This is a genomic window from Mesorhizobium sp. LNHC252B00 (genome assembly GCF_000502955.1).
Classification (GTDB): Bacteria; Pseudomonadota; Alphaproteobacteria; order Rhizobiales; family Rhizobiaceae; genus Mesorhizobium.
Genome location: NZ_AYWO01000023.1, coordinates 68101 through 81893 on the forward strand (window position 1 = coordinate 68101; position 13793 = coordinate 81893).

Sequence of the window (13793 nt, forward strand, 5' to 3'; positions counted from 1 at the left end):
GAACGATGGCCTCCTGCGCTTCCGGTACTCACGTACCAAAAGTACGCTCCGTTCCGGTTCTCGGATTCCACCGCTCTCGGCTCGGCCTGACCTGAATCTCAACACACCTTCAAGCTGAATGAATTATGCCGCGGGCTTGCGCTGGAACTGGCCGGCGGCGCGGTAGCGCCAGAGGTAGCTGGGCACGATCGTCGCGATCGATTGCGGCTGGATGCCAAGCCCGGCGAGTGTCCGGTTGGCCTTGACCGCCGCGTCCGACACGATGTTGTGCTCGCGCAGCTGTATCACCTGGTCCTTGGTCAGCAGCGGATTGGGCAAGAGGCCGAGGATCGAGGCCAGGATGTTGGCCACCCACCACGGCACCGGCACCAGCATGCGCTTGCGTTCGATCACTTGGAGCAACTCTTCCATGCATTCCTTGAATGTGAGTACCTTGGGGCCGCCGAGTTCATAGATCTGACCGCCATCGACCTTGCCGTCGACCGAGCGCGCCACTGCTTCGGCGACGTCGCCGACATAGACAGGCTGGAATTTGGTCTGGCCGCCTCCGATCAGCGGCAGCACCGGCGAATAGCGCGCCATGTTGGCGAAGCGGTTGAAGAAGGCATCCTCAGGCCCGAAATTGATCGATGGCCGGAAAATGACGGCGTCCTTGATCGTCTCCAGGACGGCCTTTTCGCCGAGCGCCTTGGTGCGCGCATAGTCCGATCCGGAGTTCAGGTCGGCGCCAAGCGCGGAAATATGGGTGAGGCCGGCGCCGACGGCGCGCGCTGCCTCGGCCACGGCGCGGGCGCCGAACTCGTGCACGGCGGGGAATTTCTGCCGGCCGCTCTCATGCAGGACGGCGACCAGATTGACGACGTGGTCGGCACCCTGCACGGCACGGTCTACCGACCAGCGCACGCGCACATTGGCCTGCACCGGCTGGATCTGGCCGACATTGCCGAGCGGCTGCAGATGGCCGGCGAGATCGGGTCGCCGGCAGGCGACGCGGATGCGATAGCCGCGCTTTGCCAGCGCGCGCACGACATGGCGGCCGACAAAGCCTGACCCGCCAAAGACGACGACGAGCTTTGGGGTCTGCAGGATTTCGGTCATGGCTGGCTCCGGCGCTCGCAAGCTTGGCTGAAGCCGTTTCATAATCGGTTTCGCGCCAAAGGCAAAGGGTGACGCGTGGTCGCTGCCAGCCTTATCGGAACGCCTCGCCGATGCAGGCAACGACCAAATGGCGGTTGCCGCCATGAAGGATGAAAACAGCAGGGCCGCCGCCCAAAGAAGTGGATGAAAACGCAGAAAACCCCGCCGAAGTGGGGCTTTCCGGGTGACATCCATACGAAGTCAGGGGCCGACGGAGCGGCCTGACCTGAGACGGTATCAGGAGGGCGTGAAGCAAGCACGCCCACCCCAGCCCTGAACATCCGACATGGTGCCGCCGATCTTTCTTGCAGGCCGCGATTAAGTCGGCGCTGCAGTTGGCGGTTTGCTGCTCCCCCCGGTGTGGATCTGGCAAGCTCGCCTTGCCCTGGACAAAGCTGGGTCGCGGCAGCGCGCAGAAAGGTTCAGCGGGGCGCAAAGAAAATTGCACCGCGCCGCGTCTCTGGCGGGCAGAGTCCAGATAACTATCTGATATCCAATGAGTTATTCAGGAAGAATAGCGCGCCGCGAATTCGGAAATGCGCTGCACCACGGCCTTGGACGCGGTGATGCCACGCGCTTGCGCCTTCTCTGTGGCCTCAGCGCGGGCACGACCGGGCACGTGCACGCCGAAGCGCCGCCGCAGCCGGTCGAGCTGGTCCTTCATGCGCTGCTCGAAATCCGGATCGAGCAGCTTGGGTTCGATGGCAAGGACGAACAGCCCGGTGCCGGGACTGTCCGGTCCGCCGCCGAACCATGGCGCGTCGAGCGACCAGTTGGCGCCCGACAGGCCCGCCGCCAGTACTTCGACCATCAGCGCGATGTTGGCGCCGCGCTGGCCGCCGAAGGCAAGCATGGCACCCTTCATGGCGGCGGCCGGATCGGTGGTCGGGTTGCCGCTGGCGTCCAGCGCCCAGCCTTCGGGGATTGTCTTGCCGTCCTCGGCCGCCTTGCGGATGTTGACGAAAGCGGTGGCGCTCGACGACTGGTCGATGACCAGCGGCGCGCCGTCGGCGGCGGGTGCGGCAAACGACATCGGATTGGTGCAGTAGACCGGCTTCACCGAGCCGGAGCCGGCGAGCACGGCCGGGCCGTTGGTGGCGGCGAACGACACCAGCCCCTGTGCTGCCAGCCGGCCAGTAAAATAGCCGAGCGCGCCGCATGTATAGGCGTTCTTCTGCGAGAAGATGGCGACGCCGAACAGTCTTGCCGTCTTGGCGAGGTCATCGATGGTGCGGTCGAAGCCGGTATGCGCCAGCCCGCCGCGCGCGTCGGAGAGGTAGATCGCCAACGCCGGCCGGGTGATCACCGGGTCTGCGTTGCCGTCGATGCGGCCGGCTTCCAGCGCCTCGAGGTAATCGATGAAATGCGAAAACCCGACGGAGGAAACCCCTTCCGACTCGGCTGATATGATCGAAGCGGTTAGCGATTGTGCCGCTTCCTCATTGGCGCCGGCGCCGAGTGCCGCCATCCGGCACAGTCCTTTTGCCTGATCGAGACTGAGTTGCATCACAATGAGTTCCTGGGCGAATGGCAAGTAGGGAGCAGCGGAAATAGCGGAAATATCGAGTGCTTACTATTCGCTATTCGCTAACTCGCTAGCCGATCTTGTTCGGGATCCTGGCTTCGATCCTGCCGAAGGCGAAGACCAGAATACCGGTGATCGTCATGTAGATCAGCGCCAGCAGCAGCAAGGGTTCGTAGGTGAGGTAGGTATCCTGCCGCACCTTGGACGAAACAGCGAAGATGTCGATCACGCTGATCGTCGCCACCAGCGGCGTCGACTTCAATTGCAGCACGGTCTCGCCGGTCAGCGTCGGCAGCGCCCGGTAGATGGCTTGCGGCAACCAGATGCGCCGGAATGCCTTCCAGCGGCTCATGCCGAAGGCGCGGGCGGCCTCGAGTTGCCCCTTGGGCACGCCGGCAAAGGCACCGCGCATCACTTCACCTTCATAGCCGGCAAAAGACAAGGTCAACGCCAGTACGCCATAGGGCCAGGCTTGCCGCAGATACGGCCACATCCAGGATCCACGGATCCACGGATATTGTGGAAACAGCGAGCCCAGGCCGTAATAGAGCAGCCACAGCTGGATCAGCAGCGGCGTGCCCCGGATCACCGTGCAGAACACCTTGGCGGGCGCGGCGAACCAGAAGGAGCCGGTGGCCTGCGCCAGCCCGAGCGGCACGGCGAGCAGGAAGCCCAGAATGCAGGTGACGGCCAAGATCCACAGCGAGCGCCAGATGCCGATCAATCCCATCTCATAATATTGCGGCAGCCAGTCCCAGCGCATGAAAAACGCCGCCGACAGAACCAGCCCGAGTGCGATCAGGATCAGCACGATACGGTGCGGCTGCAGCCACAGCGACGTCCGCGCGACGACGTTGATGATAGCCGCCTCGTTGGCCATCAGCGCGCCTCCTTCAGCGAAGGCATGCCGCGCCGCGACCAGGCCTCGACCCGGCCGATGAGGAGGTTGGAAAACAACGACAACAGCAGATAGAGCACGCCCGCGGCGAAGAAGAAGGTGAAATAGGCTTTGGTGACGCCGGCGGCCTGCCGCGTTGCCAGCGCCAGCTCGTAGAAGCCGACGACCGCCAGCAGTGCAGTGTCCTTGGTGGCGATCAGCCAGAGATTGGCGAGGCCCGGTATGGCGAAGGGCAGCATTGCCGGCAAGGTGATGCGCCGCAAGAGGAGGCCGGGAGACATTCCATAGGCGCGGGCGGCTTCGATTTGCCCTTGCGGAATGGCCAGGATCGCGCCGCGTATCACCTCGGTCGAATAGGCGCCCTGGACAAAGCCGAGCACGGCGATGCCGGCGGCAAGGCCACTAATGTCGACGCGCTGATAACCCATTGCCGTCAGCGCCTGGTTGATCAGGTCGGTTCCGGCGTAATAGAGCAGCAGGATCAGCACCAGTTCGGGCACGGCGCGCACGATGGTCGTGTAGACCACAAGCAAATCGCGCACCACCGGGCCGCCATAAAGCTTGCCGTAGGCGCCGCAGGTGCCGATCAAAAGACCGAGACATGTGGCGCCCAGCGCGATCTCGATCGAATGCAGCAGTCCAACCAAAAGGGTCCCGCCCCAGCCCGGCGCATTGGGCGAGAGAAGTTCGATGATGCCGGCCGCCGAGGCCGAAAGAAATGCGTCGATCAGCGTCGCCCCCGGATTGCTGGCTCTAACCGCCGACGGCTGCGTCGGCGGCAAACATGCCTGGGAAAGATCGGGCAGGAGGGGCATGGCGCTGGCGCCATGCCCCTCGGCTCATGCGAGGATTGTCAGTTCGACTGCGCGCCGCCGCCGCCGTAAATGTCAAAATCGAAGTACTTCTTCGAGATCTCGTCGTATTTGCCGTTGGCGCGGATCGCCTTGATGCCGGCGTTGATCTTGTCCTTCAACTCGGTGTCTTCCTTGCGCACGCCGGCGCCGACGCCCGGTCCGAGCACTTCGTCATCCGGTGCCACCATGCCCTTCAGATCGCAGCAGGCCTTGCCCTGGTCCGATTTGAGAAATTCGCCAAGCGCGATGGAATCGGCCTGCACCGCGTCGAGGCGGCCGGCCGCAAGATCGTTGTTGGCTTCGTCCTGGGTCTGGTATTCCTTGATTTCCGCCGCTCCGGTGAAGTGCTTCTTGGCGTAGACGGCGTGCACGGTCGACACCTGAACGCCAATGACCTTACCCTTGAGGTCGTCCGGAGTGGCGCCGAATTTCTGGTCCTTTGGCCCGATGATCGCCGTCGGCGTGTTATAATATTTGTCCGAGAAGTCGATCGTCTTCTTGCGCTCGTTGGTGATCGACATCGAGCTGACGATGAGGTCGATCTTCTTCGTCGTCAGCGCCGGAATGATGCCGTCCCAGGCAACCGGGGTAATGACGCAGTCAAGCTTCTCTTCGGCGCAGACGGCGTCGATGAACTCGATCTCCCAGCCGACCCACTTGCCCGATGCATCGGGCGAGGTGAAGGGTGGATAGGGTTCGGCGGCGACGCCGATCTTGACTGGATCGGCCTTGGCCACCCCCATCGCAGCGACGCCGAGCAGCAGCGCTGCGGCGAATGTCTTCAGAACGGTCTTCATTTCACGACTCCCAGTTTGTTGTTGGTTCCCGGTTTCTCCCGCCCCGGCCTGTTCCTAGCCGATGTTGCGGATGAACTGCTTCAGCCTTTCGGATTTCGGTGCGCCGAAGATCTGCTCCGGCGGCCCCTCTTCCTCGACCAGCCCGTTGTAGAGGTAGACGACATGCGTCGCGACCTCACGGGCAAACTTCATCTCATGGGTGACCAGCACCATGGTGCGGCCCTCGCGTGCCAGGTCGCCGATCACCTTCAGAACTTCGCCGACCAGCTCAGGGTCCAGCGCCGAGGTCGGCTCATCGAAAAGCATGACGCGCGGATTGATGGCCAGCGCCCGGGCGATAGCGGCCCGCTGCTGCTGGCCGCCCGACAGATAGGCCGGATAGACGTCGCGCTTTTCGGCAAGGCCGACGCGGGCGAGCAGCTTTTCGGCCTCTGCGATCGCCACATCGCGCTTGACGCCAAGCACGTGCACCGGAACCTCGATGACGTTCTCGATCAGCGTCATGTGGCTCCACAGGTTGAAGTTCTGGAACACCATGCCGAGCTTGGAACGGATGCGCTCGATCTGCTTGCGATCGGCCGGAACCGTGTGGCCGTGGCTGTCGGCCTTGAGCTTGATCTCTTCGCCATTGACGCGGATGATACCGCTGGTCGGATTTTCCAGGCAGTTGATACAGCGCAGCAGCGTCGACTTGCCCGAGCCCGAGCCACCGATAATGGCGATCACCTCGCCGTCACGCGCCGACAGCGACACGCCCTTCAGCACATGCAGCTCACCGAACCTCTTGTGCAGGTTCTCGACATGGATGGCTTCGGCGGCGCCGTCCTGCGCCGTGTATTTCAGTGCGGATGCGGCGCTTGTAACCGTCATCCCTTCGACGCTCCGCGGCGCGGTAGAATCGGTCGCTGCTGGTATCTTTTACCCATTACCCGTCACTGACAGAGTTCCCATTCTCAGGATGGACCGTTCCGCTTGCCTCCGTCAACCATGGTTTTTGGACTATTGATCGGAGCTTGCCGTAGTGGTTAGTGGCGGCAACGAACGTTTCGGGAGAATTGAGTGGGCAAATCATACGGGTCGCAGTCCATGGCCGGACCCCTGAAACGCGTACTGATGCGGTCCGCCGCCAGCGCCATGCGTCATGCCAGGGCACAGGAATGGCACTATGGTCCAGGCTTCGATCCGCAAAAGGCCGCAGCCCAGCATGAGCAGCTGTCCGGCATGGTCGCGGCTTCCGGCGCCGAGATCGAATGGCTGACGGATGCCGATGACGCGCTGGCCGATTCCGTCTTCACCCACGATCCGTCGCTGATGACCGATCATGGCGCGATTATTCTCTCGATGGGCAAGGCATTGCGCCAGGCCGAGCCCGGCCTGCATGAGGCAGCGTACGAGCGCATGGGCATTCCCATCCTTGGGCGCCTCGAAAGCCCTGGCCAGGTGGAAGGCGGCGACTGCGTCTGGGTCGATGCGACCACGCTGGCCGTCGGTCGTGGCGTGCGCACCAACCAGGACGGTATCCAGCAACTCGCTAATCTGCTCTCGCCCAAGGGGATTTCGGTCTTCGGCTTCGATCTGCCGCTCTGGCATGGCGAGGAGGCCTGCCTGCATCTGATGTCGGTGATCAGTCCGCTCGCCGACGATCTGGCGCTGGTCTACGCGCCCTTGCTCCCGGCCGCCTTCTACCAGATGCTGCGGGCGCGCGGCGTCAAGCTGGTCGAGGGCGATGCCGGCGAGTTCTTCGCCTCCAACGGGCTCAGCCTCAACGTGTTGCCGACCGCGCCGCGCCAGGTCATCGCCGTTGCCGGTTTTCCCAGGACAGCGGCTGCCATGCAGGCCGCCGGCTGCGTGGTCTCCACCTTCGAGGCGGATGCGCTGTGCATCGCCTGCGAAGGCGGCCCGACCTGCCTGACGCGGCCGGTGCTACGCCAATGACCAACATTGGCCCGACCGTCGGCGAGGCGCTCATTTCGCTGCTCGAAGCCCATGGTGTCGACACGGTCTTCGGCATTCCCGGCGTGCACACAGTCGAGCTCTACCGGGGGCTGGCGCGCTCCAACATCCGCCATGTCACGCCGCGTCATGAACAGGGCGCCGGCTTCATGGCCGACGGCTATGCGCGCGCCAGCGGCAGGCCGGGCGTTGCCTTCGTCATCACCGGACCGGGGCTGACCAACACCATCACCGCCATGGGTCAGGCGCGTGCCGATTCGGTGCCGATGCTGGTCATCTCCGGGGTTAACGCCACGCCGACCCTGGGCAAGGGCCTCGGCTTCCTGCATGAACTGCCAGACCAGCGCGGCATGATGGAAAAGGTTGCGCTGTTTTCGCATCGCGTCACCCNCGGCTTCCTGCATGAACTGCCAGACCAGCGCGGCATGATGGAAAAGGTTGCGCTGTTTTCGCATCGCGTCACCCAGGCCAGCGAATTGCCAGGTGCGCTGGCGCAGGCCTTCGCGCTGTTCTCATCGGCCCGGCCCGGGCCGGTGCACATCGAGATTCCGACCGACGTCATGGTCAAGCCGGCGGACGGCATCTCCGCCGTGCTGAGCAATGCGCCGCCGCCCGCGCCCGAAGCCGCCGCAATTGCCAGCGCTGCCAAACTCGTCACCGCCGCGCGCCGCCCGCTGATCCTGGCCGGGGGCGGCGCCAAGCGCGCCGAGGCGCCATTGCGGCGTCTGGCCGAACGGCTGGGAGCGCCGGTCGTCCAGACCGCCAACGCGCGCGGCCTGCTGCATGGTCATCCGCTTTGCGTGCCGGCCAGCCCCAGCCTGAAGGCAGTGCGGGCGCTGATGGCCGAAGCCGATCTGGTGATTGCCGCCGGAACCGAATTCGGCCCGACCGACTACGATGGCTACAGCGATGGCGGCTTCGTCCTGCCCGTCAACCTGATCCGCATCGATATCGGCGCGGACCAGCTTGCCCGCCGCCCAGCGACGGTTTCGATCCAGGCCGATTGTGCCGAGGCGATCGAGGCGCTGCTTCCGCAAATCAGCCATGTTCCGGCAAGCGAGAGCGGCCCTTTGCGCGCCGCCGCGGCACGGAAAGCGGCCTTCGCAGAGCTCAATCCGACGCTGCAGGCGCAGGTGCGCGCCGTCGAGACGATCCGCAACGCGCTGCCTGGCGCACTCATCGTCGGCGATTCGACGCAGCCGATCTATGCTGCCAACCTCTATTATGACCATGATCGGCCAGGCGGCTGGTTCAATGCCGCGACAGGTTTCGGCGCACTCGGCTATGGCCCGCCGGCGGCGATCGGCGCAGCTCTTGCGGTGCCCGAGGCGCCGGTCGTCTGCCTCACCGGTGACGGCGGCTTCCAGTTCACGCTGCCGGAACTGGGCGCCGCGCTCGATGCCCGGGCGCCCGTGATCTTCATCGTGTGGAACAATCGCGGCTATCGCGAGATCGAAACCTCGATGCTCGATGTCGGCGTCGAGCCGGTGGGCGTGTCGCCGGCACCGCCGGATTTCTGCAAGCTGGCTGAGGCCTATGGCATCGGCGCCGAACGGCTTGCCGATATCGACGCTCTGGCAGATGCGCTGAAGCGCGCGCGGGCCACCGGACTGCCGCGCGTCATCGAAATCACGGTTGACTGAACACCGGTGGCGCGGGCTTCCCGTCGCGGCTGCATGACCCATAGCTGGCCCGTGGCTGGACGCATGCAAAGACGCAACGACTGCCATGTCGAGATTTCAATTGAGTGATGGCGCGAAAGGCGCGACGCTTCGCGTCGGCGGCGCAAGAAACGACCTAACGATAAAAAAATGACAGGAGCGGTCCAAGATGACGGAAACCCTTGAAGGCAAGCATATCGTCGTGACAGGTGGAACCGGCGCGCTCGGCGGTGCGGTTGTCGGCAAACTGCTGAGTGACGGCGCGATCTGCCATGTGCCCAATGCCCATGCCGCCGCGCCATCGCATTTCCCCTTCACCGCGCATGATCGTGTCAAGCTGGTGCACAATGTCGATCTCTCGGACTCCGCCAAGGTCGAGGCGTTCTACAGCCAGGTTCCGGACCTGTGGGGGTCGATCCACCTGGCCGGCGGCTTTACCGGGGCGCCGGTGGAAAAGATCGAGTCGGCTTCCTTTGCCGAGATGATGGATACCAATGCGCGCACCGCCTTCCTGTGCTGTCGTGCGGCGGTGCGCTCGATGCTGGCGTCAGGCACGGCAGGCCGCATCGTCAACATCGCTGCACGGGCGGCACTGGAACCGCGCAAGGGCGCCGGCTCGGTCGCTTACGCCGCCAGCAAGGCGGCGGTGGCAGCGATGACGGTGGCGATGGCCGAGGAGCTGAAGCACAACGGCATCCTGGTCAACGCCGTGGCGCCGTCGACGCTCGACACGCCGGCAAACCGCGCCGATATGCCGGATGCCGATGTCACCAGATGGGTCAGCCTCGAAGCCGCCGCCGAAGCCATCGCTTATCTAGCCTCGCCGGCCAATCAGGCGATGAGCGGCGCGCTGGTACCGCTTTACGGCAGGGCGTAACCTTCCAACCTTTTACATTGGTCAAAGAAAAACCCCGCCGGATCGCTCCGGCGGGGTTTTGTTTTCGAGCCTATGCGAAGAGGCTTAGCTGCCCTGCTTCTTCAGCGCGGCACCCAGGATGTCGCCCAGCGAAGCGCCGGAGTCGGTCGAGCCGTACTGAGCGACGGCTTCCTTCTCTTCTGCGATTTCCAGCGCCTTGATCGAGACCTGCAGCTTGCGGGTCTTCTTGTCGAAGGCGATGACGCGGGCGTCGACCTTCTGGCCGACGGTGAAGCGCTCGGGGCGCTGCTCGTCGCGATCACGGCTCAGATCTGAGCGCTTGATGAAGGTCTCGATGCCGCTGTCGACCAGCCGCACTTCCAGACCGCCATCCTTGACGCCGATGACTTCGCAGGTGACGACCGCGTTCTTGCGCAGTTCGCCTGAAGTCGCCGCCTCGCCGACCGTATCCTTGGCCAGCTGCTTGATGCCGAGCGAGATGCGCTCCTTGTCGATATCGACGTCGAGCACCTGCGCCTTGACCATATCGCCGCGATTGTACTCTTCGATGACCTGTTCGCCCGGACGGGTCCAGTCGAGGTCGGAAAGGTGCACCATGCCGTCCACGTCGCCTTCGAGGCCGATGAACAGGCCGAACTCGGTCTTGTTCTTGACCTCGCCCTCGACCTGGCTGCCGACCGGATGGCTCGAGGCGAAAGCCTGCCACGGATTCTCGAGCGTCTGCTTGAGGCCGAGCGAGATGCGGCGCTTGGCCGGATCGACCTCGAGCACCACCACGTCGACTTCCTGCGTCGTCGACAGGATCTTGCCGGGATGCACGTTCTTCTTCGTCCACGACATTTCCGAAACGTGGATGAGACCCTCGATGCCCGGCTCCAGCTCGACGAACGCGCCGTAGTCGGTGATGTTGGTGACGGTACCCTTGATCTTCTTGCCGATCGGGAACTTGGTTCCGATCTCGGACCACGGATCGCTCTCGAGCTGCTTCATGCCGAGCGAGATACGGTGGGTTTCCTGGTTGATGCGGATGATCTGCACCTTGACCGTCTGACCGATGTTGAGGATTTCGGTCGGATGGTTGACGCGGCGCCATGCCATGTCGGTGACATGCAGCAAGCCGTCGATGCCGCCGAGGTCGACGAACGCACCGTAATCGGTGATGTTCTTGACGACGCCTTCGACAACCTGGCCTTCTTCGAGGTTCTGCACGATTTCCGAACGCTGTTCGGCGCGGCTCTCCTCGAGCACGGTACGGCGCGACACCACGATGTTGCCGCGGCGGCGATCCATCTTGAGGATCTCGAAGGGCTGCGGGTTGTGCATCAGCGGGGAGACGTCGCGGATCGGGCGGATATCGACCTGGCTGCGCGGCAGGAAGGCCACGGCGCCGTCGAGGTCGACGGTGAAGCCGCCCTTGACCTGGTTGAAGATGACGCCTTCGACGCGCTCACCCTTGGTGAACTTCTCTTCGAGACGGACCCAGCTCTCTTCGCGGCGGGCCTTCTCACGCGAAAGCATCGCTTCGCCAAGCGCGTTCTCGATGCGCTCGACATAGACTTCGACGGTGTCACCGACCTTGAGGGTGGTGTCCTTGCCCTTGACGCCGAATTCCTTCAGCGGCACGCGGCCTTCGACCTTGAGGCCGACGTCGATGATGGCCATGTCCTTTTCGATCGCGGTGATCGTGCCCTTGACGACCTGGCCTTCGCCGGAATGGCCTGTGGTAAATGATTCTTCGAGCAGGCTCGCGAAATCATCGCGAGTGGGATTTGCAGCTGACATTGTTTCTCCTGGAATGTCCCGCATCTCAAGCGGGACGGGCGCCGTGGGTTAGCGTTGCGTTAGCCTGCCGGCGTTCCGGGCTACAAAAGCCCTGGGCCGCTCTTTAAGCGGCAATTCCGGCGCATGAAGAATGCTGGCAGGCTGGTTCGTGCCCGATATGGGTGTCTTCTTCGCCTCCGACAACGGAAACGCGAGGGGAAAACCCGGATCAGGCGTTGTCTCTCTTGGCCAACACGTCGTCGATGATCGCCTTGGCTGCGAGAAACGCGGCTTCTATAGCCATTTCGCTGGTATCAAGCAAGTGCGCGTCGGTCGCCGGCTTCAATGGCGAGTCGGCGCGGCCCATGTCGCGCTCGTCGCGGCGCACGATATCGGCAAGGATTTCGGCGAAATCGGCGGTGCCGCCGATGCTCTCGATCTCGGCCAGCCGGCGCTTCGCGCGCACCTCGGCGCTCGCCGTCACATAGAGTTTGATGTCGGCGTCGGGGCAGACGACGGTGCCGATGTCGCGCCCATCGAGCACCGCGCCCGGCGGCGTCTTGGCAAAGGCGCGCTGCTTTTCGACGAGGATACGTCGCACGGTCGGGAAAACGGCGACCTTCGAGGCCGCCTCGCCGACCGCATGCGCCGACAGCACCGCCCGATCGAGCTTTGCCAGGTCGACCTGGCGGGCCGCGGTTTCAGCCGCCGAGACATTGTCGAGCGGCAGCGCGTGCTGGATCAGCGCGTAGGCCACGGCGCGATAGGTGAGACCGGTGTCGAGCAGGTTCAGCCGGTAATGGTCGGCCAGCCGCCGGGCGAGGGTACCCTTGCCGGCGCCGGCAGGGCCGTCAATGGCGATGGTGAAGGGGATGCTCATTGGCTGGCCGCTGCGATCGAAAGGCGCGACAGAGGGGGGTGCTGTCCCGCCAGCATTCCACTTTGGCTCCAACCCATCAATGGTCACCCAATCTCCGCGCCCAACCCCTTCATCAGCCCCATGAATTCCGGGAAACTCGTCGCGATCATTGCCTGATCGTCGATGGTAACCGGCTTTTCCGTGGCCAGCCCCATCACCAGGAAGCTCATGGCGATGCGGTGGTCGAGATGGGTCTGCACGGTCGTGTCGTGGCCGTTGGGGTGTCCGCCGAGGCCCTTGCCGCCCGGTTTGCCGCGCACGGCAAGCGAAGCTTCGCCCTCGGTGCAGTCGACGCCGTTGAGCATCAGTCCTTTGGCGACGGCCGACAGTCGGTCCGACTCTTTCACCCGCAGCTCTTCCAGCCCCTGCATCAGCGTTTCGCCCTCGGCGAAGCTGGCGGCTACCGCGAGTACCGGATACTCGTCGATCATCGACGGCGCCCGCTCGGGCGGCACGGTGACGCCCTTGAGCTCGGAATAACGCACGCGCAGGTCGGCCACATCCTCGCCGCCGGCGTTGCGCGGGTTCAGGATGTCGATCTTGCCGCCCATTTCTTGCAACGTCAGCAGCAGCCCGGTGCGGGTCGGGTTCATCAGCACGTTTTCGATTGTTATGTCCGATCCCGGCACGATCAGTGCAGCCACCAGCGGGAAGCCGGCCGAGGACGGATCGCCCGGCACGGCGATGGTCTGGCCGGTCAGCTTGCCCTGTCCTTCGATGAAGATGTGGCGCACGCCGCGCTCGTCGGTCTCGACCGACAAATTGGCGCCAAATCCCTTCAGCATCTTTTCAGTGTGGTCGCGCGTCATGACCGGTTCGATGACGGTGGTGATGCCCGGCGTGTTCAGCCCGGCGAGCAGCACCGCCGATTTCACCTGCGCCGAGGCCATCGGCACACGATAAGTGATCGGTGCGGCGTGCTTGGGCCCATGCAGCGTGATCGGCATGCGGTCGCCGGGCGTCGCCTTCAGCACCTGCACGCCCATCTGGCGCAAGGGTTCGAGCACCCGGCCCATCGGTCGGCCGGACAGCGAGGCGTCGCCGATGAAGGTGGTTTCCATGTCATAGGTGCCGACAAGGCCCATGGTCAGCCGCGAGCCGGTGCCGGCATTGCCGAAATCGAGCGGGCCTTCCGGCTGCAGCAGCGCGCCGTTGCCGGTGCCACGGATCACCCACTCCGCGCCGCGTTTTTCTATATGCGCGCCCATCGCCTTCATGGCGGCACCCGTGCGCATCACGTCCTCGCCTTCGAGCAGGCCGGTGATGCGGGTCTCGCCAGAGGCAAGGCCGCCGAACATGAAGGAGCGGTGCGAGATCGACTTGTCGCCCGGCACGCGAGCCGTGCCGGAAAGGGCGGATGATTTGCGGGCGGTGGCCGGCTTTGGGGCGGCGGCGTGAGACATGGAATTTC

Annotated in this window: 12 protein-coding genes; 3 read left to right on the forward strand and 9 right to left on the reverse strand. The window is 64.2% G+C overall.

All coding sequences use genetic code 11. The features are described from left to right. Nucleotides 1-123: 123 nt before the first annotated feature. The 6 genes from X744_RS146795 to X744_RS146770 form a co-directional block, all read right to left on the reverse strand. On the reverse strand, nt 124-1098 hold the full coding sequence (locus X744_RS146795) for a complex I NDUFA9 subunit family protein (RefSeq protein WP_023761469.1): 975 nt from the start codon (nt 1096-1098) through the stop codon (nt 124-126). A 544-nt stretch (nt 1099-1642) separates the two neighbouring features. Next, a complete protein-coding gene (locus tag X744_RS146790; protein ID WP_023761470.1) occupies nt 1643-2644 on the reverse strand; it encodes an Ldh family oxidoreductase in 1002 nt (333 codons plus the stop codon). Between the two features lie 88 nt (nt 2645-2732). Next, on the reverse strand, nt 2733-3542 hold the full coding sequence (locus X744_RS146785; protein WP_023761471.1) for an ABC transporter permease: 810 nt from the start codon (nt 3540-3542) through the stop codon (nt 2733-2735). Further along, entirely contained in the window at nt 3542-4207 is a 666-nt protein-coding gene (locus tag X744_RS146780; protein ID WP_031260778.1) for an ABC transporter permease subunit, read from the reverse strand. Before X744_RS146780 ends, X744_RS146785 begins: the two co-directional genes overlap by 1 nt. A 206-nt stretch (nt 4208-4413) precedes the next feature. Beyond that, nucleotides 4414-5211: a transporter substrate-binding domain-containing protein gene (locus tag X744_RS146775; protein WP_023761473.1), complete on the reverse strand. Its 798-nt coding sequence runs from the start codon at nt 5209-5211 to the stop codon at nt 4414-4416. 54 nt (nt 5212-5265) lie between these two features. Beyond that, a complete protein-coding gene (locus X744_RS146770) occupies nt 5266-6081 on the reverse strand; it encodes an ABC transporter ATP-binding protein (protein ID WP_023761474.1) in 816 nt (271 codons plus the stop codon). Between the two features lie 216 nt (nt 6082-6297). Between X744_RS146770 and X744_RS146765 the strand changes: the two genes are divergently transcribed. The 3 genes from X744_RS146765 (at nt 6298) to X744_RS146755 (ending at nt 9702) form a co-directional block, all read left to right on the forward strand. Then, the gene (locus X744_RS146765) at nt 6298-7146 is read left to right on the forward strand and encodes an arginine deiminase family protein (RefSeq protein WP_031260780.1); all 849 of its coding nucleotides are present in this window, start codon (nt 6298-6300) and stop codon (nt 7144-7146) included. Further along, the gene (locus X744_RS146760; RefSeq protein WP_023761476.1) at nt 7143-8807 is read left to right on the forward strand and encodes a 5-guanidino-2-oxopentanoate decarboxylase; all 1665 of its coding nucleotides are present in this window, start codon (nt 7143-7145) and stop codon (nt 8805-8807) included. The genes X744_RS146765 and X744_RS146760 overlap by 4 nt, the downstream gene beginning before the upstream one ends. A 187-nt stretch (nt 8808-8994) precedes the next feature. Then, entirely contained in the window at nt 8995-9702 is a 708-nt protein-coding gene (locus tag X744_RS146755; protein WP_023761477.1) for an SDR family NAD(P)-dependent oxidoreductase, read from the forward strand. 84 nt (nt 9703-9786) lie between these two features. On the opposite strand, the gene rpsA is transcribed toward X744_RS146755, so the two are convergent. The 3 genes from rpsA to aroA all read right to left on the reverse strand — a co-directional run bounded on the left by rpsA (nt 9787) and on the right by aroA (nt 13785). Next, on the reverse strand, nt 9787-11484 hold the full coding sequence (gene rpsA / locus X744_RS146750) for a 30S ribosomal protein S1 (RefSeq protein WP_013528183.1): 1698 nt from the start codon (nt 11482-11484) through the stop codon (nt 9787-9789). 208 nt (nt 11485-11692) lie between these two features. Beyond that, the gene (gene cmk / locus X744_RS146745) at nt 11693-12343 is read right to left on the reverse strand and encodes a (d)CMP kinase (RefSeq protein WP_023761478.1); all 651 of its coding nucleotides are present in this window, start codon (nt 12341-12343) and stop codon (nt 11693-11695) included. Nucleotides 12344-12426: 83 nt separating this feature from the next. Then, nucleotides 12427-13785: a 3-phosphoshikimate 1-carboxyvinyltransferase gene (aroA, locus tag X744_RS146740; RefSeq protein WP_023761479.1), complete on the reverse strand. Its 1359-nt coding sequence runs from the start codon at nt 13783-13785 to the stop codon at nt 12427-12429. Between the last annotated feature and the right edge of the window lie 8 nt (nt 13786-13793).

Excerpts from the sequence above, each read along its gene's own strand:
- X744_RS146795 (WP_023761469.1), bottom strand. The coding sequence starts at position 1,098 with ATGACCGAAATCCTGCAGACCCCAAAGCTCGTCGTCGTCTTTGGCGGG.
- X744_RS146790 (WP_023761470.1), bottom strand. The coding sequence starts at position 2,644 with ATGCAACTCAGTCTCGATCAGGCAAAAGGACTGTGCCGGATGGCGGCA.
- X744_RS146785 (WP_023761471.1), bottom strand. The coding sequence starts at position 3,542 with ATGGCCAACGAGGCGGCTATCATCAACGTCGTCGCGCGGACGTCGCTG.
- X744_RS146775 (WP_023761473.1), bottom strand. The coding sequence starts at position 5,211 with ATGAAGACCGTTCTGAAGACATTCGCCGCAGCGCTGCTGCTCGGCGTC.
- X744_RS146770 (WP_023761474.1), bottom strand. The coding sequence starts at position 6,081 with ATGACGGTTACAAGCGCCGCATCCGCACTGAAATACACGGCGCAGGAC.
- X744_RS146765 (WP_031260780.1), top strand. The coding sequence starts at position 6,298 with ATGGCCGGACCCCTGAAACGCGTACTGATGCGGTCCGCCGCCAGCGCC.
- X744_RS146755 (WP_023761477.1), top strand. The coding sequence starts at position 8,995 with ATGACGGAAACCCTTGAAGGCAAGCATATCGTCGTGACAGGTGGAACC.
- rpsA (WP_013528183.1), bottom strand. The coding sequence starts at position 11,484 with ATGTCAGCTGCAAATCCCACTCGCGATGATTTCGCGAGCCTGCTCGAA.
- cmk (WP_023761478.1), bottom strand. The coding sequence starts at position 12,343 with ATGAGCATCCCCTTCACCATCGCCATTGACGGCCCTGCCGGCGCCGGC.
- aroA (WP_023761479.1), bottom strand. The coding sequence starts at position 13,785 with ATGTCTCACGCCGCCGCCCCAAAGCCGGCCACCGCCCGCAAATCATCC.